The organism is Chlorobium ferrooxidans DSM 13031 (assembly GCF_000168715.1).
Lineage (GTDB): Bacteria > Bacteroidota > Chlorobiia > Chlorobiales > Chlorobiaceae > Chlorobium > Chlorobium ferrooxidans.
On sequence record NZ_AASE01000001.1, the window covers coordinates 72804 to 94877 of the forward strand.

The 22074-nt window shown below is 51.5% G+C and carries 21 protein-coding genes; 13 read left to right on the top strand and 8 right to left on the bottom strand.

The window, feature by feature from the left end; translation table 11 throughout:
• The first annotated feature begins 13 nt into the window (after positions 1–13).
• The 8 genes from epsC to CFERDRAFT_RS00365 all read left to right on the top strand — a co-directional run bounded on the left by epsC (position 14) and on the right by CFERDRAFT_RS00365 (position 8906).
• On the top strand, positions 14–925 hold the full coding sequence (gene epsC / locus CFERDRAFT_RS00330; protein ID WP_006365190.1) for a serine O-acetyltransferase EpsC: 912 nt from the start codon (positions 14–16) through the stop codon (positions 923–925).
• A 67-nt stretch (positions 926–992) separates the two neighbouring features.
• Complete coding sequence (locus CFERDRAFT_RS00335; protein WP_006365191.1) at positions 993–2450, top strand: family 2B encapsulin nanocompartment shell protein; 1458 nt, start codon at positions 993–995, stop codon at positions 2448–2450.
• Positions 2451–2520: 70 nt separating this feature from the next.
• Entirely contained in the window at positions 2521–4770 is a 2250-nt protein-coding gene (locus CFERDRAFT_RS00340) for a cysteine desulfurase (protein ID WP_006365192.1), read from the top strand.
• Between the two features lie 128 nt (positions 4771–4898).
• Entirely contained in the window at positions 4899–6050 is a 1152-nt protein-coding gene (locus tag CFERDRAFT_RS00345; RefSeq protein WP_006365193.1) for a trans-sulfuration enzyme family protein, read from the top strand.
• A gap of 11 nt (positions 6051–6061) precedes the next feature.
• Entirely contained in the window at positions 6062–6274 is a 213-nt protein-coding gene (gene thiS, locus CFERDRAFT_RS00350; RefSeq protein WP_332247997.1) for a sulfur carrier protein ThiS, read from the top strand.
• Between the two features lie 25 nt (positions 6275–6299).
• Positions 6300–7079 (top strand): thiazole synthase, encoded by a 780-nt coding sequence (locus CFERDRAFT_RS00355; RefSeq protein ID WP_040432799.1) that lies wholly within the window; start codon positions 6300–6302, stop codon positions 7077–7079.
• Positions 7076–8179, top strand: a complete 1104-nt coding sequence (gene thiH / locus CFERDRAFT_RS00360; RefSeq protein ID WP_050770592.1) for a 2-iminoacetate synthase ThiH — start codon at positions 7076–7078, stop codon at positions 8177–8179. The genes CFERDRAFT_RS00355 and thiH overlap by 4 nt, the downstream gene beginning before the upstream one ends.
• Positions 8163–8906 carry a HesA/MoeB/ThiF family protein gene (locus CFERDRAFT_RS00365; protein ID WP_006365195.1) on the top strand — a complete coding sequence of 248 codons (744 nt, stop codon included), beginning with the start codon at positions 8163–8165 and terminating at the stop codon, positions 8904–8906. Before thiH ends, CFERDRAFT_RS00365 begins: the two co-directional genes overlap by 17 nt.
• Positions 8907–8973: 67 nt before the next feature.
• Here CFERDRAFT_RS00365 and CFERDRAFT_RS00370 read toward each other — a convergent pair whose 3' ends face one another.
• The 7 genes from CFERDRAFT_RS00370 to hypA form a co-directional block, all read right to left on the bottom strand.
• On the bottom strand, positions 8974–9228 hold the full coding sequence (locus CFERDRAFT_RS00370) for a GlsB/YeaQ/YmgE family stress response membrane protein (RefSeq protein WP_006365196.1): 255 nt from the start codon (positions 9226–9228) through the stop codon (positions 8974–8976).
• Between the two features lie 193 nt (positions 9229–9421).
• Entirely contained in the window at positions 9422–10465 is a 1044-nt protein-coding gene (gene hypE / locus CFERDRAFT_RS00375; protein ID WP_006365197.1) for a hydrogenase expression/formation protein HypE, read from the bottom strand.
• Positions 10462–11556, bottom strand: a complete 1095-nt coding sequence (hypD, locus tag CFERDRAFT_RS00380; RefSeq protein ID WP_006365198.1) for a hydrogenase formation protein HypD — start codon at positions 11554–11556, stop codon at positions 10462–10464. The genes hypE and hypD overlap by 4 nt, the downstream gene beginning before the upstream one ends.
• 11 nt (positions 11557–11567) lie before the next feature.
• Positions 11568–11840 carry a HypC/HybG/HupF family hydrogenase formation chaperone gene (locus CFERDRAFT_RS00385; protein WP_006365199.1) on the bottom strand — a complete coding sequence of 91 codons (273 nt, stop codon included), beginning with the start codon at positions 11838–11840 and terminating at the stop codon, positions 11568–11570.
• Between the two features lie 97 nt (positions 11841–11937).
• Complete coding sequence (gene hypF / locus CFERDRAFT_RS00390; RefSeq protein WP_006365200.1) at positions 11938–14268, bottom strand: carbamoyltransferase HypF; 2331 nt, start codon at positions 14266–14268, stop codon at positions 11938–11940.
• Entirely contained in the window at positions 14229–15053 is an 825-nt protein-coding gene (gene hypB / locus CFERDRAFT_RS00395) for a hydrogenase nickel incorporation protein HypB (RefSeq protein ID WP_006365201.1), read from the bottom strand. Before hypB ends, hypF begins: the two co-directional genes overlap by 40 nt.
• Before the next feature lie 5 nt (positions 15054–15058).
• A complete protein-coding gene (hypA, locus tag CFERDRAFT_RS00400; protein ID WP_006365202.1) occupies positions 15059–15412 on the bottom strand; it encodes a hydrogenase maturation nickel metallochaperone HypA in 354 nt (117 codons plus the stop codon).
• Positions 15413–15568: 156 nt separating this feature from the next.
• Here hypA and CFERDRAFT_RS00405 point away from each other — a divergent pair, with 156 nt between their 5' ends.
• Together CFERDRAFT_RS00405 and CFERDRAFT_RS00410 are read left to right on the top strand one after the other, a co-directional pair.
• Positions 15569–16498: an aspartate carbamoyltransferase catalytic subunit gene (locus tag CFERDRAFT_RS00405; RefSeq protein ID WP_040432865.1), complete on the top strand. Its 930-nt coding sequence runs from the start codon at positions 15569–15571 to the stop codon at positions 16496–16498.
• A gap of 51 nt (positions 16499–16549) precedes the next feature.
• The gene (locus CFERDRAFT_RS00410; RefSeq protein WP_156777947.1) at positions 16550–17428 is read left to right on the top strand and encodes a DUF1207 domain-containing protein; all 879 of its coding nucleotides are present in this window, start codon (positions 16550–16552) and stop codon (positions 17426–17428) included.
• 247 nt (positions 17429–17675) lie between these two features.
• On the opposite strand, the gene CFERDRAFT_RS00415 is transcribed toward CFERDRAFT_RS00410, so the two are convergent.
• Positions 17676–18182 carry an NUDIX domain-containing protein gene (locus CFERDRAFT_RS00415; protein WP_006365205.1) on the bottom strand — a complete coding sequence of 169 codons (507 nt, stop codon included), beginning with the start codon at positions 18180–18182 and terminating at the stop codon, positions 17676–17678.
• 305 nt (positions 18183–18487) lie between these two features.
• On the opposite strand from CFERDRAFT_RS00415, the gene CFERDRAFT_RS00420 reads away from it, so the two are divergent.
• From CFERDRAFT_RS00420 to CFERDRAFT_RS00430, 3 genes are all read left to right on the top strand, one after another.
• A complete protein-coding gene (locus CFERDRAFT_RS00420) occupies positions 18488–19585 on the top strand; it encodes a porin (protein WP_006365206.1) in 1098 nt (365 codons plus the stop codon).
• Between the two features lie 398 nt (positions 19586–19983).
• Positions 19984–20421: a universal stress protein gene (locus CFERDRAFT_RS00425; protein WP_006365207.1), complete on the top strand. Its 438-nt coding sequence runs from the start codon at positions 19984–19986 to the stop codon at positions 20419–20421.
• 75 nt (positions 20422–20496) lie between these two features.
• Positions 20497–22071, top strand: a complete 1575-nt coding sequence (locus CFERDRAFT_RS00430; protein ID WP_006365208.1) for an MFS transporter — start codon at positions 20497–20499, stop codon at positions 22069–22071.
• Positions 22072–22074: the final 3 nt, after the last annotated feature.

A 22074-nucleotide genomic window follows, 5' to 3' on the forward strand; every position in this document is an offset into this window, starting at 1 on the left:
GAGATGGGTAATCATGGAAACAAAAAGCAGCAGTATCATTGAAAACACCATACAGCTTTTAGCCGTTTCCGGTGGTGGTGCATGTGACTTTCTGCCTGATCATGAGCGGCTGCATCCATCGATTGAAAAGCTCAAGGCAATTGTTGAATTGCTCCGTTCTATTCTCTTTCCCGGATATTTCGGCGAGCCGATTCAGCGACAGAACTCTCTTCCCCACATCCTTGGTGTTCGTGTGGAAAAGCTCTACCTGCTGCTTGCAGAGCAGATCCGAAGTGTTCAGCAGTTCAATCATGAGAACAATCACACTACTGCTTCCGGTGAAAATTCCGAAGGCGTTGCAGAGCAGTTTATCGGGATTCTGCCGGAAATACGGAGGAAATTGTGCACTGATGTCAAAGCGATCTTTGATGGTGATCCTGCCGCTAAAAACTATGGTGAAATCATCTTCTGCTATCCCTCTATCCGGGCTATGATCAATTACCGCGCAGCACATACACTGCTCTCGCTCGGTGTACCGCTTATTCCGAGAATCATCTCCGAGATGTCTCATTCGGAAACCGGTATAGACATTCATCCGGGTGCCCATATCGGCGAATATTTCTGCATTGATCACGGAACCGGTGTGGTTATCGGGGAGACCTGCATTATCGGCAACCATGTACGGCTCTACCAGGGGGTAACACTGGGGGCAAAAAAATTCACGCTCGACAACGACGGAAATCCTGCAAAGAATGTTCCCCGTCATCCGATTATCGAGGACAATGTCGTCATTTACTCCAATGCCAACGTCCTTGGAAGAATAACCATCGGCAAAAACTCCATTATCGGAGGCAACGTCTGGCAGACAAAAAGTCTACCGCCAAACTCAAGGGTACTGCAGCAGAAAGCCGTTGAAAGCAGCTTTACGGACGGCGGCGGCATTTAAAATGAGCATAACCCGGTATCAAACAGTCAGACTCACCCTCTTACACTCTTAAACCTGCATACAACTCATGTCAAACGCACAACGGGAATCGAACAGTCATTTACAGCGCAGTGTAACCACTACTGTAGCAAGAAATCTGGCGAACACGACCAAAACCGTTCCTCAGATGATGTCAATCACCCCGAGGTGGCTGTTGAAGCTGCTCCCGTGGGTGCATGTCTCATCGGGGACCTACAGGGTAAACCGCACCAAAATAGAGCTGCAGAAACCGGAACGGATCGGTATCAACTTTCAGGAAGGAATCGCCTCGTTCAAACCTGAAGCCCTTAAAAGCATTCCCCTCTTTGCATCCTTTGAAGATGATATCATCAGCCAGATCGCCAAAAAGTTTGTGCTTGAAGAGGCCGAGCTTGGCAGTACCCTCATTCTGGAAGGTGAAGACCGCCATAAACTCTTCATCATCGCGCATGGCCAGGTAGAGATACTGAGCAAGGGTCTCCATGGCGAGGAGCTTCGCATTGCACTGCTATCTGAAGGCGAGTACTTCGGTGCCGAGGATCTGGTATCCGATAAACCCTCTTCGGTTACCATCCGGACCATCACTCCCGGATCGTTTTTCTCGCTTTCAAGTGTCGATATCGAGAAGCTCTTCCGCCAGTCCCCTTCCCTGAAGGAGTCCTTCCAGAAGACCGTTGCCGAATACCTGAAAATCCGCTCCACCGTCAACACGCATGGTGAAAAGCATATCGACCTTGTCGCCGGCTTTGCTGAAGATGTCGAGATTCCGGAAACCTATGTCGATTACACAAACAAACCCCGCGAATACTCGCTGCAGGCAATCCAGACTGTAGTCCGCGTACATACAAGGGTTTCCGACCTCTACAATGAGCCCTACAACCAGATAGAGCAACAGATGCGCCTGACGATCGAGGGTATCAAGGAGCGTCAGGAGTGGGAGTTTATCAATAATCGTGAGTTCGGTCTTCTCTACTCCGTTGATCCCGGACAGCGTATCAGCACCCGCTATGGCACACCGACACCTGATGACCTTGACGATCTCCTGACAAAGGTGTGGAAAAAACCGGCTTTCTTTATCGCGCATCCAAAAGCCATCGCGGCTTTCGAGCGGGAGTGCACCTGGCGCGGTGTTCCTCCTGCCACTATCAACCTGTTTGGAACCCCGGTTCTGACCTGGCGGGGTGTTCCGCTTATTCCGAGCGACAAACTTGAAATCAACAAAAACAACAAGTCGGGTCACGGCACCACAAATATCATTCTGCTTCGTGTCGGTGAAAATGAGCAGGGTGTGGTGGGTCTGCATCAGGCCGGTATTCCCGGAGAGATCAGCCCGAGCCTCTCGGCAAGACTGATGGGTCTCGACAAGCTTGGGGTCGCATCCTATCTCCTGACCCTTTACTCCTCACTGGCTGTGCTGACCGATGATGCACTTGCCGTACTTGAAAATGTCGAAGTCGGCTACTATCACGATTACGAGCATCGCAAAACAGCTGCCAAAACCAAGTAAAGGGAACCGAAAAACCACCATACCGGTCAGGAACTGAACATCCTGACCGGTATGGATTACCAAAGGAGTTATGCCGAGAGAATACGAACAACCATACATTCCGGGAATCGAGAGTGAAGCGATCAACCCGACACTCATTGCAGAGATCGCCAGCAGGCTGTTCAATGATCTTCCCGAGGCCGGCAGCGTTCCGAAATATGAAACCGATGTCGCTACGGCCCCTGCTTCACTTGCAGAAAGCCTCAGTAATAAATCAGGGGTGGCTTCTGACGAGGGGGCAGTGCACCTCCCCGACAATTCGCAGCTGAAGGAGCTGCCGGCATACCCGGAAATCCCGTATTTTCAGGGTGATGCCCTCCCCTCACCGGAGCATGATCTCTATTTTCTCTCCCCTGCTCCGGCAAAAAAAGAGGAACCGCTTGGACACCATGCCAACAAGCTGACCGACCAGCAGAACTACTCGGAGAACAGCAACGGCTCATACGGACTCGATCAGTTTATCCGCCGTACCCTTCCTCCAAAACCGGAGAGTGCTGATGGCTTTGCTGAGGCCAGCCCGGAGAGCATTGCCCCGTTTTTCACCACGCTGAACAGCGGTCTTCCGGGTGAGGATGATTTTTCCTTCAATCTGCTTCTTGCAGCAGCACAGGATCCGGAGTCAGCTGCATCATCCCGTCCAGAAATCAACCAGCAGGCTGTTACCCCCGAAGCTTTTTCTGGCCACCTGCCACAGCAGCAATTTCCCGGAGTACCGGAAACTGCCGGAGACCCGGCAGAAGGTCAATGCTACGCCGAAAAGCTCTACCGGAACTTCGAATTTGAACAGGGAACTCCTGATCTCTCTTCGGTATTTCAGTCGCTTCGCCGTGCCAATGGAGTTACTTCTCCTGCTCTTCCCGGCATCCCGGAAGCAGGGATACCGGCAAATCTCAAACCTGAGTCCGCTTCCCGACCTGAACTGCCAGGAAAAGCGCCAGCCCCGATAGTGCCGAATAACACTGCTGCTCTGCCCGGCACGACGAATCTGCCATTCAGCATCCCTGATACCTCACTTGTTGATCCTTACTATTTTTTACGTGAGCCCAAGCAACCCCTGCATACACCTGAAGGGTTTGACGTTGCCACCATCCGCAAGGATTTTCCGGTGCTGCACCAGAACATTCATGGCAAACCGCTTGTCTGGTTTGACAATGCCGCCACAACCCAGAAGCCGCTGAGCGTTATCAACGCGGTTGCGCAGTTCTATGCTACCGACAACTCCAATATCCACAGGGGTGCTCACACGCTTGCCGCAAGAGCAACCGATGCCTATGAGGGTGCACGTGAAAAGATCCGCCAGTTTATTGGTGCCGCTTCAACATCCGAGATCATCTATGTCCGTGGCACCACCGAAGGGATCAATCTGGTGGCGCAGACCTGGGGTCGCAAGTTCCTCCAGCCGGGGGACGAAATTGTGCTCTCCATCCTCGAACACCATGCCAATATTGTCCCATGGCAGATGGTTGCTCACGAGCGTGGCGCCCGAATCAAGGTTGTTCCGGTCAACGACCGGGGTGAGATCATTATGGAGGAGTACACAAAACTGCTCGGCCCGCGTACAAAGTTTGTTTCGCTGACACAGGCGTCAAACGGTCTTGGAACCATTCTGCCCGTCAGGGAGATGATTCAGTTGGCCAAACGCTTTGATGCAAAAGTGCTGATTGATGGCGCACAGTCGGTGGCACATATTCCTGTCAACGTTCAGGATCTTGATGCTGATTTCTTTGTCTTTTCAGGGCACAAGATATTTGCTCCGACCGGCATAGGCGTTGTCTACGGTAAACGGGAGCTGCTGGAACTGATGCCTCCATGGCAGGGCGGCGGCAACATGATTCAGGATGTGCGGTTTGAAGAGACCGTCTATAATGAACCTCCGGCCAAGTTTGAAGCCGGGACACCTTCAATCGGTGATGCGGTCGGTCTCGGTGCGGCACTCGACTACGTTCGCAAAATAGGCCTTGACAACATCGCAAGATATGAGCATGAGCTGACCGAATACGGTACCGAGCGCCTGATCGGGATTCCCGGACTGCGACTGATTGGTACAGCACAAAACAAGGTCGGTGTTCTCTCCTTTGTACTGAACAATCTCCCCAATGAGGAGGTCGGTAAACTGCTTGACCAGGAGGGCATTGCCGTACGCACCGGCCACCACTGCACGCAGCCCTCACTGCGACGCTTCGGCGTTGAAGGCACCATACGGCCGTCACTGGCATTCTACAACACCAGGGAGGAGATTGACCGCTTAGCGGAGGTGATCAATCATATCCAGCGCCGATAAGAGGAACATCAGAAAAGTGAGAAAAAGTGTTTCGGTAAAAAAGGAAAAGAACGGTTATCTTTGTTCCCGGCAGTTCCGGAAAAACCGGATCCCGGAGATAAAGAAATAATCGCCCAGGAAAAAGCAACATGCAGTTTGAAACCATAGCCATTCATGACGGTCAGGCTCCCGACCCCCATACCGGATCGGTAACCGTTCCTGTCTACCAGACATCAACCTTCGAGCGGGAAGACCTTGAGCATCACCGTGATTTTTTCTACTCAAGAATAGGCAATCCGACAAGAAAAGCGCTTGAGTCAACCCTTGCACTGCTTGAAAACGGCCGATTCGGGCTTGCGTTTGCTTCGGGAGTTGCTGCGACCATGGCGGCACTTCAGGTGCTCAAACCCGGCGACCATGTTGTGGCAAGCAACGATATCTATGGCGGCTCCTACCGCATCTTTGAGCAGCTCCTTCGTCCATGGGGGGTAACGACAACCTATGCGGAGAACGAAACCACCGAAAGCTATGCTGCCTGCATAACACCGGAAACAAAGCTGATCTGGCTGGAAACTCCCTCCAACCCGCTGCTTCAGCTTTCCGATATCACCGCTCTTTCAGAGCTCGGAAAAAGGCAGGGATTTCTTGTTGCCGTTGACAACACCTTTGCAAGCCCCTACTTTCAGCGCCCCCTTGACCTCGGGGCGGATATTGTTGTGCACAGCACCACCAAATATCTGGGCGGTCACAGCGACGTGATCGGAGGTGCGGTCATAACCTCGAACCCTGCTCTGCATACCATCATAAAAAATTATCAGGCTGCAGCCGGAGCGATACCTGCTCCCTGGGACTGCTGGCTTATCCTTCGCGGACTGAAAACCCTGAAAATCCGCATGAAGGAGCACGAGGCAAATGCCCTCCATCTTGCCGGGGTTCTTGAGCAACACCCGGCTGTGGAGCGGGTCTTTTACCCCGGTCTTCCCTCCCACCCGCAGCATGAACTTGCGAAGCAACAGATGAGCGGATTCGGGGGTATGCTGACCATTGCACTCAAAGGAGGACTTCCGGCGGTCAAAACACTGACCGCAAACCTGAAGCTCTTTATCCTTGCCGACTCTCTCGGCGGAGTGGAGTCGCTCATCGCCTCACCGCCGAAAATGACACTCGGCGCCCTTTCCCCGGAGGAGAGGCGGCGCAGAAGATGTACCGACAATCTTGTACGGCTCTCTGTCGGTCTTGAAAATGCGGCTGATCTTGAAGCTGACCTCCTGAACGCCCTTGATATCCCCATATCAATTTGACGATGAAAGAAATGGCACAAATGATTACTATTGAGCTGAATGGAAAGGAAGAGCAGCTCCCTTCAGGTTCTGATGTAAACGGGCTGCTCTCAATCATCGGATCCGACGGAAAAAACGTGGCAGTTTTAGTAAACGACCGGAGCGTCCGCCCCGAAAACCGCTCGACGCACCTCTTGCAGGAAGGTGACCGGGTTGAGATACTGATTTTTGCCGGCGGCGGCTAACCTGCCTCAGACAGACACAACAGTTATGGACTTATTGCAGTTAGGCTCTTACAGCTTTACCTCCCGCCTGATTCTCGGAACAGGAAAATTCAGCAACGCCAAAGTTATGCTTGAAGCCGTCCGGGCTTCCGGCACCCAGCTTGTCACGGTAGCACTGCGGCGTTTCAACCGCGAACAGCTTGAGGACGATCTTTTCGGCCCTCTGAAAGAGCTTTCGGGAATAACCCTGATGCCGAATACATCGGGAGCATCGACCGCAGCCGAAGCTGTCCGTGCAGCGCATATTGCACGGGAACTATCCGGAAGCCCCTTCATCAAGGTTGAAATTCACCCGAACCCCCAGCACCTGATGCCTGACCCGATAGAAACATACGAGGCAGCCCGTATTCTGGCCAAGGATGGATTTCTGGTCATGCCCTATATATCAGCAGACCCGGTTCTGGCCAAACGCCTGGAGGATGTCGGCTGTGCTTCAGTCATGCCGCTCGGCTCGGCAATCGGCAGCGGACAGGGACTTGCTACCGCAGAGATGCTCAATATCATCATCCGCGAAAGCGGTATTCCGGTCATCGTTGATGCCGGACTCCGCTCACCTTCGGAAGCGGCTGCAGCGATGGAGATGGGATGCGCCGCCGTGCTGGTCAACAGTGCTGTGGCCGTAGCATCGAATCCTCCTCAGATGGCGGAGGCTTTTGCCGGTGCGGTTGTTGCCGGAAGAAAGGGATTCAATGCCGGACTGATGCAGAAAAGCGGATCCGCCATTGCAACAAGCCCGCTCACCTCTTTTCTCGGAGCAAAAGCATGAGTAGTGCACCGGAATGGCTGAGTAACGAACAGGAGTCGGCTTCCCTTGCAGCTATGCTTTCGCCCTCTTCACCACTCTCACTTGAATCACTGGCAGCGGAGTCAAAAGCGATCACCCTGCGCCGTTTCGGACGCACCATTTCGCTCTATGCACCGCTCTACCTCTCAAACCACTGCTCAAGTGGCTGTATCTACTGCGGCTTTGCCTCCGACCGAACAACCCTCCGCCGACGGCTTGAGCCGGATGAGATCGAACGGGAGTTGCTCGCCATGAAAAAACTCGGCATCAGCGATATACTCCTCCTGACCGGTGAACGGACCAAAGCCGCCGATTTTGATTATCTGCGCCGGGCGGTCGAAATTGCAGCAAGAAGCACACAGCGGGTCTCGGTCGAAGCCTTTCCCATGAGCGTTGCTGAATACCGCACCCTTGCAGAGTGCGGATGTACCGGTATCACCATCTACCAGGAGACCTACAACCGTGAGCGCTATGAAGAGCTTCACCGCTGGGGGCCGAAAAAGGATTTTCTTGACCGGCTTGAAACCCCTGCAAGAGCGCTGGAAGGGGGAATAAAAACCGTTGGTCTCGGTGTCCTTCTCGGGCTGTCGGAACCGGTGGAAGACGCGCTGATGCTCTACCGGCACGTGCGCCATCTCAGCCGGGCATACTGGCGAGCAGGCATCTCGGTCTCATTCCCCCGCATGAGGCCGCAAACAGGAGGCTATGAGCCCCCTTTTCCGGTTGATGACCATTTTCTTGCCCGCATGATCTTTACCTTCCGTATTGCGCTGCCCGATGTTGAACTGGTGCTTTCAACGAGGGAGAGCGCAGCCTACCGTGACGGCATGGCCGGACTCGGCATAACCCGCATGAGCATTGCAAGCCGAACCACAGTTGGCGGTTATGATGAAAACAACACCGATAAGGGCCAGTTCGATGTGTTTGACGATCGCACGGCAGAAGAGTTCTGCGCCGCACTCCGGGCAAGAGAGATTGAACCGGTATTTAAAAACTGGGAACCGGTTTTCAACGGGCCTTCAGGTACGCAAAGCCGCACATTAACACAGGAGGGGAACTGCACGCATGCCACTGAACGATAACCAGCGCCAGCGCTACCTGCGCCACCTCTCACTTCAGGAGATTGGCGAAGCAGGGCAGGAAAAACTGTTACAGGCAAAAGTACTCGTGGTCGGAGCCGGAGGTCTTGGCTCACCGGCGGCATTTTATCTCGCAGCAGCCGGTATCGGCTCGCTCGGAATTATGGATGGCGACACGGTGGAGTTGAGCAACCTGCAGCGCCAGATCCTGCATACGACAGCTTCACTCGGAGAAGAGAAAGTGAACTCGGCAGCCGAACGGATTAACGCTCTTGACCCTGACATCCGCCTCTCACTCTACCCCTTCCGGTTGACCGAAGAGAACGCCCCGGAACTCCTTGCCGGTTTCGACTTTGTGCTTGACGCAACGGACAATTTCGAATCAAAGTTCCTGATCGCAAAGGCCTGCCACCAAGCGGCAAAGCCCTACTCCCATGCCGGAATCCGGCAGTTCTATGGCCAGATGATGACGGTTCATCCCGGAAAAACCGCCTGCTACCACTGCGTTTTTCATGAAGAGGGAGTTCCTGCGGCCTCCACACCATCCGGCCCCATCGGAGCACTCCCCGGCGTCATCGGCTCCATGCAGGCTATCGAAGCAATAAAATATATCCTCTCCATCGGAAAACCTCTCGTCAACACACTCCTGACATACGACTCACTCTCGACAGAGATCCGCAAAGTACCACTGAGCCGCGACCCCCACTGCCCGCTCTGCGGAACTGCGTAGACTGTTCATATAGCTCTCGTAAAACCAGACGCAAAACCTCACAAAAACGGAAAACAAGAGATAAAAATCATGCCCGCCTGATAAGTCTGATCAGTAACAGCAGCACCACAGCTCCTATCGTTGCTGACACTATTATACCAGCTAAACCGCCGCCCAGACTTACTCCAAGCACTCTGAAAAGGTACCCTCCTAAAATTGCTCCGATAATACCAACAACAATATCACCAAGAAGGCCAAAGCCATACCCTTTCACAATAAGACCAGCCAACCAGCCGGCCAATGCTCCGATCAAAATAAAAATCAACAATGCTGTAGTGCTCATAACCTCCTCCCCTTTATTATCTGTCGTTATGATCCAAATCATGACAAATAATACGAACAACGGTTTAACAGCTTAAATTCCCAAAACGAAGGGGGAGATGATCGACTTCATGCCCGCAATAAGATAGTGAGCTCTGTGCAGGTAAAGCTCCGGAAGAGCGCCATGTCGGCAGGAGTCCCGACAGGATCGGGAGTCAGCAGATGCGTGGAAGCTGTTCGCCGAGGGGAAGATCGACAATGCGGCGGCTGCCGAATGCGGTTCGCATGACTACCATGCCGTGGTGGTCGTCAACAACCGTGCCGATAATGACGGCATCCCGACCCTCTTCGGTAGCGCGCATCACCTCAAGAACCCTGTCGGCATCTTTTGAGGCAACTGCCAGCACCAGTTTACCTTCGTTTGCAACATGGAGAGGATCAATCCCGAGCAGTTCACAGGCTCCCCGCACATCGGGTTTTACCGGAATGGCGGTCTCGTTGATCTCAATGCCGACTGATGAGGCTGCGGCAAGTTCGTTAAGCGTGGCGGCCACACCGCCTCTTGTCGGGTCACGCATGGCATGAACCCCGGGCACAGCATCAAGAACCTCAGCAATCATACTGTTAAGAGAAGCACTGTCACTCTTGATTGTCGACTGAAATGAGAGATTTTGACGGGAGGTCATGATCGCCATGCCATGATCCCCGACCGATCCTGAAAGAATGAGGCTGTCCCCCGGCTTCAGGTTGCGGCAGGAGAGATCCACACCCTCCCTGATGGCGCCAACCCCCGCTGTATTGATAAAGATCCTGTCACACTGCCCTTTGCCGACAACCTTGGTATCGCCGGTGACAATCATCACTCCGGCTTTCAGGGCTGCTGCAGCCATACTCATGACAATGGTTTCAAGATCGGCAAGCGGAAACCCCTCCTCAAGCACAAAGCCCGCGCTGAGGTAGAGGGGCCGGGCACCGCCTACGGCCAGATCGTTGACCGTACCATTGACCGCAAGCTCGCCGATATTGCCACCGGGAAAAAAAACCGGACTCACCACATAGGTATCGGTTGAAAAGGCTGTTCGACCGGGGGGGAGATCAAGCTTTGCCTGATCGTCAAGCAGATCAAGAAAATGGTTGTGCAGATGCGGCATGAATACCCGCTGCATAAGTACCTGAGACAGCCTTCCACCCGCTCCATGCGCCATCTGGACGGTTTCATGCTGTGTAATGGGAGCCGGACAGACCGGTGCAATTGTCATGGAGTGAAGTTCCTGTGATAGTTATAATATGCGGCACACGCTCCTTCGGAAGAGACCATGGTCGCTCCGAGAGGATGTTCAGGGGTACACTCTTTTGCAAATGCCGGACACCCGTCAGGCTTGAGCGCACCCTGAAGAACCCGACCGCTCATGCAGAGCGGTGATTCCGATGCACAGATATGGGAAACATTGAACTTTTTTTCAGCATCAAAGCGAGCGTAGGCATCTCTCAATCCAAAACCGCTCGCCGGAATCATGCCGATACCGCGCCACTGCCGGTCGATCACCTCAAACACGTTACGGATAATCTCTGTGGCCGCCCGGTTCCCCTCACGGCTCACCACCCGGGCGTAGCGGTTGACCACCTCCGCCCTGCCAACTTCAAGCTGTTCGACCGTTGCAAGAATTCCGGCAAGAAGATCAACCGGTTCAAAACCGGTAGGAACAATCGGCACATGAAACTCTTGCGCTACAGGCTCATACTCTTCATATCCCATCACAGCGCAGACATGACCGGCGGCAAGGAAGCCCTGAACCCGGTTTCCGGGAGAGGAGAGAATAGCCCGCATGGCCGGTGGAACCATGACCTGACTCACCAGAACACTGAAGTTCTCAACACCTTCTCTTGCGGCCTGCCAGACCGCCATGGCATTGGCCGGTGCCGTGGTTTCAAAGCCTACCGCAAAAAAGACCACCTCTTTTTGTGGATTGTCGCGGGCTATCTGCAGGGCATCCAGCGGTGAAAAAACAATGCGCACATCCCCTCCTTCACTGCGCACCATAAAGAGATCCCTTGAGCTGCCGGGAACACGGAGCATATCGCCGAAACTGGTAAAAATCACCTCTTTTTCAGCGGCAATGGCAAGCGCCCGCTCAATGGATTCAAGCGGAGTAACACAGACAGGACATCCCGGCCCGTGTACCAGCTCTATGGCGTCAGGCAGCAGTTGATCAATGCCGTTGCGGATAATCGAATGGGTCTGGCCGCCGCAGATCTCCATGATGGTCCATGGCCGTGTGGTAACTCTGTGGATCGCGGCCAGAAGATTACGGGCAAGCTGCGGGTCACGGTATTCGTCAATATATTTCATAACAACCTGCGTCAAACATCCCCGGATGAAGGCGAATCTTCAAGAGGTTCAAACGCCCCTTTCTCAACCAGCTCCGCCCAGAGTTTCAGGCTTTCTGCAGCTTCATCCTCATCGATGATTTTCAGGGCAAACCCTGCATGGACAATGGTATAATTACCAACCTGAATTTCCGGCACATACTCAAGACATGCTCTTGTTCTGGCACCGTTCACATCGATCGTGCCCATTTTAAGGCCGTTTTCAGAGCTGATTTCAAGAAGTTTTCCGGGAATAGCGAGGCACATTGCTGCTGTTGGTTTGGTTTAATTGGGGAAAGATAATAATAAAACAAGGACAATAAGGACTACAGGGACAGCAAGGACAAAGAATAAGAGAGAAGAACTAATGAACTCCTCGATAGTTTCCTTTGAGGTATTCGCGGCCGATCATGGCCTGACCGAGAGAGAGGCCTCCGTCATTTGAGGGAACAAGAGAGTGTGCAAGCACCCGGTACCCTCCGGCTTCAAGCTCCCGGATCAATGTTTCAAAAAGAAGCGCATTCTGGAAAACTCCGCCGCTCAGGGCGACGGTTTTTATTCCGGTTGCCATTGAAGCCCTGGCGATAATCTCCTGAAAACAGTCAAGAAGAGTCCGGTGGAAGCGGCGGCTGATTTCAGCAACACTCACGCCATGGAGTACTGCTGCCGCCGCATCGCGGACAATCGGTGAAACAAGCATGATCCAGCGTCCGTTTTCCTCCTGAAGCCCGTAACTGAATGCGCTGTCGCCTGCGCTGCCCCCTGCTGCATGCGTCAGTGCAACTGCGGCCTCTCCCTCATAGCTGATCTCTCCCTTCAAGCCACAAAGAGCCGCAATGGCGTCGAACAGTCTTCCACAACTCGATGTTTCGTAAATACCAACCTGCTTTTCGAGTAGTTCTACTACCGGTTCAATGCTTCTCCCCTTCATAAACGGCAGTTCAGGCATCTCCGAAAAGCTTCTGAACAGGTAGCCGACCGCAGCCCGCCATGGCTGCATGATGGCCGCTTCCCCACCGGGCAGGGGCATGGGTTCCAGGGAAGCAAACCGTTCAGCTCCGCCGCAGTCGCCAACAAGCAGCTCTCCGCCCCAGATCCTGCCGTCAAAGCCGTAACCTGTTCCGTCAAGGATAAGCCCGATTGCCGGTCCCTCCTCTCTCTGTTCGGCAAGGCAGGATGCAAGGTGTGCATGATGATGCTGAACACCAAGCCGGGGGAGTTCCTGCCGGGCTGCCCAGAGCGTTGTCATGTAGTCAGGATGCAGGTCATGCACCACAAGTTCGGGTGATACCTGAAAAAGATGCTGAAGATGGCGGGCAACATGTTCGAAATGACGATAGGACTCAAAGTTTTTCATGTCGCCGATATGCTGGCTCAGAATAGCATGGGAGTCCTTCAGAAGAGCGATGGTGTTTTTCAGCTCACCTCCGGTTCCAAGAACAGAGGGGCCACTCTCCCGAAGGTAGACCGGTGCGGGAACATATCCTCTGCTTCGCCGTAACTGTCGGAGCTTGCCCGAAAGGTGAATGGTTACCGAGTCATCACACTTCAGATAGATCGGCCGGTTATGCAGAAGAAAGGCATCGGCAATACCCTGGAGTCTCTTGACCGCATCATCATTTTCACTTGTAATAGGCTCCTCACTGAAATTCGCGCTGGTCATCACGAGAACCTCCGGACTCCCGTCGAACAGAAGCGCATGCAGGGGTGAATACGCAAGCATAACGCCAAGCCGGTCACTCTCTGGAGCCACAGAGGGTGCAAGAGCAGTGCCATCCCGCTTTTTAAGGAGTACAATCGGCGCTTCCGCTGCGTTAAGCGCAGCAAGTTCACCGTCACTCAGCTCGCAATATCTGCCAGTAATCACAGCGTCACGCATCATCACGGCAAAAGGTTTGGCCTCGCGACCCTTTCTCGCTCTGAGCCGCCGGACCGCATCCTCGTTGGATGCATCAACAGCCAGATGAAATCCCCCCACTCCCTTCAGGGCAATAATACCACCGCTACGGAGAATTGTGGAGGTTTCCGCCAGAACATCATCAGCGACAGAAGTTCTGCCCGATGCATCAACTAACTGGAGTGCCGGCCCGCAAACCGGACAGGCTGTCGGTTCCGCATGAAAACGGCGGTCAAGTGGATCCCGGTACTCACACTCACACTCCCCGCACATCGCAAAGGTGTGCATGGAGGTGAACGGACGATCATAGGGAAGCCTGCTTACTATGGTATAGCGGGGGCCGCAGTTGGTGCAGTTGATGAACGGGTATCGAAACCGGCGGTTTGCCGGATCGAAGAGCTCTTTCCGGCACTCTTCGCAGAGAGCAATGTCCGGCGGGATGAGTGTTTCTACCTCACTTCCGGCACTGGAATATCCGATAACAAAATTCTCTTCAGGGAGAGAATCAATGAGCTTCTCCTCCACTGTTTCTATCCTTGCAAGCGGAGGAGCATCCTGGCGAACCGCATGGCTGAAGAGGTCAAGAAGGGGTGATGCACCCTGCACCTCAATCAATACTCCCGATGGCGTGTTCCTGATAAACCCTTTCAGCCCTGACGAGACTGCAAGGCGGTAGACAAACGGCCGAAACCCTACCCCCTGCACGATACCACTGATACTGATACGCCTCCTCTCTTCAACGGCGACAGTCGCGCTATTCAGCGCTGTTTCAGTTTGCTTTCGATCCACTGCTGCCATACTTCAAGCCCTTCGCCGGTTTTAGCTGACACTTCCATCCATTCGAGATGGTGATTAACACGAAGAGCATTCTCCCTGCACTTCCGGACATCAAAATCAACATAGGGAAGAAGATCAATTTTGTTAAGAATGCAGAGATCCGCTTCATGAAACATATTCGGGTACTTCAACGGCTTGTCGTCACCCTCGGTAACACTGATAACAACCACTTTCAGTGCTTCTCCGAGATCAAACATAGCCGGACAGACAAGATTGCCGACATTCTCGATACAAAGCAGAGAGTTGTTCTGCAACTCAAGCTCCTTCACTGCACGGTTGATCATCATCGCATCAAGATGACATCCGGAACCGGTATTGACCTGAATGACCGGGACTCCAAGTGCATGAATCCGATCAGCATCATTGGTGGTCTGCTGGTCACCCTCTATAACGGCAACCGGAGAGTGCGGAAGAATCAAGGGAATGATTTTTTCCAGCAGAGTGGTTTTTCCTGAACCGGGAGAGCTCAGAAAATTAAGCGCAAAGATGTTTCGTGCCTCAAAAAATCCACGGTTTCTTTCAGCCAGAAGATTGTTCTTCAGGAGAACATCCTGCTCAAGCAGAACCTTCCTGTTGCTGCCCTCTTCATGGTGATGGTGATGCGTGTGGTCATGACTGTGAGCCTCATCATGGCTATGGATAGCGCTTTCGTGATCGCTCTCGACGATATGTAGATGGTAACCGGTCTCACCGGGCTTACGGAGCACCACCCCGCCCTCGGTTGAACAGCCGCAGGTATCGCACATAGGTATTAATCTCCCTCTTCCTCTATTGAAATTGTCTGAATCCTGAACTCCTCCCCCGACACAATCCCGATCTTCAGAGAACGGCAGTCGGGACACTCCGCATAATAAAAAGAAACCGGAAACTTCCGGCCACACTCCAGGCACTCACCGATACCTTCAGGTTCCTCTATCTGAAGCAGTGCTGACTCCGCCATACTCCCTTTTGCCGCTGCCGAAAAACAGAATCGCAACGATTCAGGCTGAATACCTGCCAGTTTCCCGACAACCAGATCTATACCGGTAATCCTTTCGGCTCCCTCTTCGCGAGCTTTCGCCTCCACTGCCTCAATAATTGAAAGCGCAATACTCATCTCGTGCATAACGGCATTCAGCAAAGGTTCGTTCAAAATAAACAGATAAAACTGCCCGGATAAAAATTCCGGAACACCTCATCAGGTAAGGTAGTTCTTGATCATCAATTTTTTTGTAACTTCGCGGAAAGAATCTTTTTGAACAGCTACATTTATAAGTCGGATTTGAAGCACCTAACTGGACTATGCAACGTTCCGGCCTCTGAAATCACCGGACTTCTCGACATGGCTGCCGGGTTCAAGAAAGAGTTGATAACCGGCTCACCCTCATTTGACGCCACACTCAAAAACAAACGCATTGCCCTGGTTTTTTTTGAAAACTCAACCCGAACCCGATTCTCCTTTGAAATAGCCGCACGCCATCTTGGCGCAGGAACACTCAATTTCAGCGCCTCTTCAAGCAGTGTCACCAAGGGAGAGACACTGAGCGATACCATCAGAAACCTTGAGGCGATGCAGGTGGATGCCTTTGTACTGCGCCACCCCTCTTCGGGAGCTGCGGATCTCATCACAGGAATCACGGCAGGAAACGTCATCAACGCCGGAGACGGCGCACATGAACATCCTACCCAGGCTCTGCTCGACATGTTTACGCTCCGGGAGTATTTTGGAACAATTGCCGGGCTTAAGGTTATTATTATCGGCGATGTTCTGCACAGCCGTGTTGCACGATCCAACATCTTCGGACTTCTGACTGCCGGAGCAGAAGTAGGACTCTGCAGCCCGGTGACCCTGCTGCCTACCGATCCCGACAGACTTGGAGTAACCCTGTTCACCGATCTTGACGAAGCCATTGGATGGGCAGACACCGCTATCGTGCTTCGCCTTCAGCTTGAGCGCGCAACCGGAGGCTATCTGCCCTCTCTTGAAGAGTATTCCGTCCACTACGGTTTGAGCGATGAAAGGCTCGAAAGGATTCAGAAACATCTTCTTGTACTTCATCCCGGACCGATAAACCGCGAAATAGAGATATCCAACCATGTTGCTGACCGCATACAGCCCCCCGGATATTCAAAAAGCATGCTGCTTGAGCAGGTAACAAACGGCGTTGCCGTGCGCATGGCGGTGCTGAACACCCTGATAGCCGAATCATAAAACATCATCTTCATGACCGGATACCATACGATAATGCAACAACTCCCCACCATGAAAAACAACTACTGGCGCTACTACACGGCATTCTTCACGCTTGCACTCCTGATCCTGATCTCTGTAAAAAATGGAGAAGCAGAACCACTGCTTAACCCGACTTTTCAGACAATCTTCACCCCGCTTCAGGCCGATCCGATGGAGCCGAGAATAGCTGTAATGCCTTCGTTAAGTGACCGAACGCTCCAGCTCGACATCGGCTCCTCAGCAGATCTCTATCAGAGTAAAAACAGGGATTTTGCCGTCGGGGTTGATTTCGGTACCTACTCCCGCCTGCGACGGAGCGAAAGCTTCAAATTCCCGGTTGATGCAATCGACTACATTTTCGGTATCAACACAAGCTGGAAAAAGCCAATCACCAGCGACCGGCTTCCTTTTGATGAATTCAGTGCAAGAGCCAGATTCAGCCATATCTCCGCCCATTTTGAAGATGGCCATTACGATTCTGCTGCCGGTCAGTGGATTCAGGGTGACTGCCCCTTTCCTATCCCCTTCACCTACAGCCGGGAATTTATCAATCTCGTTTTCGCATTGAGCTCGCCGAATAACCGTATCTATGCCGGTTACCAGTTAGTCTATCACACCATTCCCGGCGGCATCAGCCCGCACTCTTTCCAGGCCGGCGCTGAACTCAACACTCCGGGCAATACCTATGTGGCGGCTGATCTGAAATTACTGCCGATCTGGCATGATAACCTGAATGAAACCAAAGGATACAGAGGCACATGGAACCTCCAGGCGGGAGTGCGACTCAAGGCGGCTGGTCTTGAAAACGTTCGGGTCGCTTATAACTATTTTTCCGGAATGAGCCGCCATGGCATGTATTTCTACCGCCCGGAGAGCTTCAGTACGGCAGGAATTATCATCGATTTCTGAAGGGCTCCTCTATCAATTTATTCCGCGATTCGATTGCTTCGTTGGGCGGTGCTCGAAATCCTCAAGTACTCCTGTGTACATTCCGGTTTCTGCGCTCCGTCCGCCTCGCACTCAAACCGCTCACGACAATTTATAGAGGTGCCCTGAAGAAGAAGATAGTGGACGAGAACTCTTCTCTCTTGTCCACTACGTCCACTCAGTCCATAATTTCTTCGTCCATTCCGTCCACTGCTTTTCACTTCTTCTTTTATTCCGGTGAAGCAAAAAACTCGGGTACAGCATTTTCAAGCCCCGCATCCGACTTAGTGCGAATGTAATCAGAAAGAAATGGGGGGTAGAGATCATAACGGTCAATATCATGCAAAGGAATCCAGCTCACCGTTATAATCACCTGTTTGTCATCAGGATATTCCGGATCCTTTCCGGTTATCATCCGGCCTCCCGTCACCTCACAAAAAAACCCGAGTGATACCGAGTGATGTAGGGTACCCTGCGCCGAAACTCCAGGATGGGGGTAGAGCAGCTCCTTTATAAACAGCAGGTTACCCACACTGCACTCAAGACCGGTCTCTTCCATCATCTCCCTCTGAACAGCCGCTTCAAGCGTCTCTCCCCGCTCAACAACTCCTCCGGGCAGAATCCAGTAACTGGGAGGAAGCTTCGGATCATCCGGAGCAAAGCTTTTGTGTTCAACAAGCAATACCTCGCCATCCTTTATACATAAAGCACTGACCCTGAGCCTTACCTGTGACATGCGCTAATTACTGCATAGTTATAAAAAGCAAAAAAAAAATTCCGTCTATTTTTTACGCTTATTCTATTTAATAAATAAATGAGATATGAAAGGATCTGCAGCAGAATTGTCAAAATATAAAATATTAACAATAGGTACTTCTGTCACAATCAACATTTGACCCTGATAGATATTTTTATTATTATTGAAAATATTGTTACCAAAAAGTTCTTTTTTGATTTCTTCTGCAGAACTATATTGAATAATTATTGTAGGATTTTTTCTGTAAAAAAGCACACACACACACAAACCTAACGGAGAATGTTATGAAAAAAATGCTATCACTTGCTGCAATGTTTGCAGTACTGTCATACGCATCACCCGCATCTGCTGAACTGAAAATCAGCGGCGATGCTGCAGTTCGTGAAAGGGGCCAGTGGAACAATTCAACCACCGACAAAGATCTTAAAACCCAGTACCGGGTTCGTTTGAATACAGCTGCTGACCTTGGCAGCGGCTATTTCTTCAAGGCTATGATACAGAACGAAGGTGTTGCCGGTGGATGGCAGACTGTAGCAGCCAATAACAGTGAAAGAAATCCGCTTGAAGTTTCAAATTTCTATTTCGGTCGCATGCTTGAGGATTGCCACTATATGCTTGGCCGCATTCCTCTGAACAGCGTCAATAACCCGATTTATGACATCACCCTCTATCCTGTTCCGACTGCATTTACCTCAGCAGGAATCTATGCAGTTGATATCCCGGTCGCAACCTGGAACTATGATCGCGTATTTGGAGTCAACTACGGCACCAAGGTCGGCGGTGGCGAACTGAATGCAACCATTGTTATTTTTGATAACAACTCAGTCACTGAAAACACAACGGCTACCGGTGACGGTCTTTTCAATGACGGCTATGCTCTGAACCTTGCATACAAAACAACTCTCGGTGATGTCACATTCGAACCGCAGGCAATCATCTCGCTGACTGATGTGAGAGGCGTTACCTATCAGAAGGTTTCACCGAACACAGCCGGTGCCAACGTTACGATTCCTGCCGGCAAGTCCAAAATCGGCCTCAGCGGCTTCTACACCATCTGCCGTGACACTAAAGGCGAGAGCAACCTTGTTGCAACCAATGTTGACTATGACGGCTATCTCCTCAGGGCAAAGGGTGAATCAGGTCCTGTAAAGGCATGGGTTGACTACAACAGAACCAAGGACAAATCACCTGCTGCAGATGTAACCTACAACAACGTCTTTGTATGGGCACAGTACAACGTCAAGCTGCATGAATCAGCAGCAGGAACCCTGAGCCTGACTCCAACCATACGCTACCGTGCAAGCGGAAAAGATGTTGTAGGAGCTGCCACAGTGAATAACAACCAGCTTCGCACAGAGCTCTATGCGACGGTAACCTTCTAAGCAGTACTTTTCGACCAAAAAGCCGCAGGCAACTGCGGCTTTTTTTTGCTTGCCCGAACGGCTTATTAATATGACAAAGCCGCACTACATAACAATTGTTGTGTTGTTTTTTTTTAAAGATATTATTAAGTTCGTATTACAAAAAATGTGTGCCGTATGAAACAAATCTCACACATTTTACTTCACCCTGATTTTATTTAACAGATAAAGAGATTTCCCTCATCTCTCTTTTGTTCTGTTGCGCTACGTATACTCTCATTTTTTGCATAGAGAGTTCAGTCTCTCATAATTGAATACCCTGGCGTTTTTTCGGTACAACTCGATTTTCTGGAAAATATTTTTCAACTGTTCTTGTTATATAATTTTCATTCCAACAACCAAACAACAATAGCGGAGCTATGATTACAATTAAAAAAATCATCTGCCCGGTTGATTTCTCTGAGCTGTCTCGCAAGTCGTTGCAATACGCCAACGAGTTTGCAAAACTGTCAGGCGGAGAGGTCTTTCTGGTCGGCGTCATCGAAAACGATCCAACCATCAATTATTCACATGGACTGGATGCTGAACGAGCCGAAGCTGAAAAAAAACTTGCCCTGCTTATTGATGAAGAACAGATGGCAGGTATTGTGTCCGACTATGTCATTTATGAAGGATTTGCTGAAGAGTGCATCATTGACTATGCCAAACGCAAGGAAGCCGATGTCATTGTGATGGGATCACATGGGCGCCGCGGACTGAAGCGTATGATTCTCGGAAGCGTTGCTGAACATGTCGTTCGCCGTGCACCATGCCCGGTGCTTATCGTCAAGGAGAACGAACACGAATTCATCAAGTAATCGTCACAGCGTGCCGCTGGCATCCTGAGAAACAGCTTGTAACTATTTTTTTTTTAACATTCAAAGAAAACCTTTATGGCACAAAATGTCACAAACGTTTCCCATACCGAAGAGGTGTCCAGCACCCGGCGGGTTATTGCCGCGTCTTCGGTCGGAACGCTCATCGAGTGGTATGACTTTTATATCTTCGGTACTCTGGCAAAAATCATTTCCGAACAGTTCTTCCCCAAAGACAACCCGACAGCCGCGCTGCTGGCCACACTGGCGACATTTGCCGCCGGTTTTGTCATCAGACCTTTCGGTGCACTTTTCTTCGGTCGCCTCGGTGACCTTATCGGCAGGAAATACACTTTCCTTGTTACTCTTGTTATCATGGGTGGTTCAACCTTTGCCATCGGTCTTGTTCCCGGTTATAAAACAATCGGATTTTTTGCTCCGGCAATAGTCTTTATTCTTCGGCTTCTGCAGGGTCTTGCTCTTGGAGGTGAGTACGGCGGTGCGGCAACCTATGTAGCCGAACACTCACCCGAAGGAAAACGGGGCTTCTGGACCAGTTTTATCCAGACAACAGCTACCCTTGGTCTCTTCCTTGCACTCGGTGTCATTCTTACCGTCCGCCAGATGCTCGGTGTTGAAACCTTTACCGACTGGGGATGGCGTATTCCGTTTATTCTTTCCGCACTCCTTGTTGGCGTTTCGATCTTTATCCGCATGAGAATGTCGGAATCACCGCTCTTTGCCAAGATGAAAAAAGAGGGCAAAACCTCAGCAAATCCTCTGGCCGAGAGCTTCAAGCAGAAAGACAACCTGAAGATGGTTCTTATCGCACTGCTCGGCGCAACCGCCGGTCAGGGTGTTGTCTGGTACACCGGTCAGTTCTATGCACTCTCCTTCCTGCAGAATGCCTGTAACATTGAGTTTGTACAAAGCAACATAATCATCTCTATAGCACTGCTTATCGGAACGCCATTCTTCATTGTATTCGGTGCTCTTTCCGACAAGATCGGACGCAAGTACATCATGATGGCCGGTATGCTGATCGCTGTTATAGCCTACAGACCGATCTATACCATCATGTACAACGATGCCAATCTCAAGACCAAAGAGGTGATCGAAGACAAAACGGTCAACAAGATGAAGTATGAGGTCAAAGGTACCGACTCGCTGATCACCTCCGTCACCACCAAACTTTATACCGACGGAACCAGCTACAAAGAGACCGTCAAGAAAAAGTTTCCGGTTGATCCTGCCGTTAAAGCTGCAATGCCGAAAGACAAGCTGAAACCTGAAACAAAGAAGGAAGTAACCCTTCCCCAGAACCTTTACTACAAGATGATCGGTCTGGTTCTTATCCAGGTTATTTTTGTGACCATGGTTTACGGCCCGATTGCTGCATTCCTGGTTGAGATTTTCCCGACCCGTATCCGCTATACCTCGATGTCCCTGCCCTATCATATCGGCAACGGCGTCTTCGGCGGTCTGGTTCCGCTTATCTCGACCCGTCTTGTTGAAGCAACCCGTCCCGCTGCGGATCTTCCTCCAGCCGACCCGCTTGCCGGTCTCTGGTACCCGATCCTGATTGCCGGCGTCAGCTTTGTCATCGGTTCGCTATACATATCAAACAAGACAAACAACCTTGACGTAGAGTAATCA